Genomic DNA, 951 nt, shown 5'->3' with positions numbered 1-951 from the left:
CTTAAAGAAAGAATCAAAATTGAGACACTTTTAAACGAGAATAAATCCAAAGCTTATATCGCTAAAACTTTAAACAGATCTCGTTCAACTATATCTCGTGAAATCAATAAATGGATTCAAGATCCTAATGATAAATATGCGGCTGAATTAGCCCATTGGAATGCTAAAGACGATTATCTTAACAAAAGAAACCTTGATAAAATATCAACTTATAAACCACTAAAATACTATGTATACAAAGGACTTCTTAAAGGTTGGACTCCTGAACAGATTTGTGGAAGCTTAAAATTAAAATATCCCAACAACAATATTATGTCTATATCACACGAAGCCATTTACAGACACATTTATACCAGACCGCAAGCGTCTTTAAATAAAAAACTTATCAAACTTCTCGTGAGAAAAAAAACGCGTAGAAGACCTATTAAAAAAGTACGTGGTAAAGGTTCTAAAATTATTAACCAAGTCAGTATTGACAAGAGACCTAAGCATATCGAACTTAGACAAGAAATTGGACATTGGGAAGGCGATTTAATTATCGGAAAAGGTCAAAAATCTGCCATTGGAACCATTGTAGAACGTAAATCCAGATACACCTTAATCGTAAAACTAAAATCCAGAAAAGCTGATGAAGTTGCTAAAATGTTCTCTAAAAAAATCAATCAACTCAATAAATTATTTAGAAAATCCATGACTTACGACAACGGTATTGAAATGGCTAAACATCAAATAATAACTCAAAAAACAGGTATGAAAATTTACTTTGCGCACCCCTACTCTTCTTGGGAAAGAGGTACTAATGAAAATACTAACGGAATCATCAGAAGGGACTTCCCTAAAGGAACAGATTTTAACCTCATTGACGAAAAACAGCTCTTAAAACTCGAACATAAACTAAACAACAAACCCAGAAAAATCATTGGGTATAAAACTCCTAAAGAAGTATTGGAA

The 951-nt window shown here is 32.3% G+C and carries 1 protein-coding gene; it reads left to right on the top strand.

Going from position 1 to position 951, the window contains the following annotated elements:
• Nucleotides 1-951 (top strand): IS30 family transposase (locus HGB55_RS15215; protein WP_168817938.1); only part of this gene is annotated, 951 nt, incomplete at both ends.

The organism is Lutibacter sp. B1, assembly GCF_012524075.1.
In the GTDB taxonomy this organism is placed as follows: domain Bacteria; phylum Bacteroidota; class Bacteroidia; order Flavobacteriales; family Flavobacteriaceae; genus Lutibacter.
Note: the sequence above shows the minus strand (reverse complement) of the source record. Positions and strands in the feature narration are given on the sequence as shown.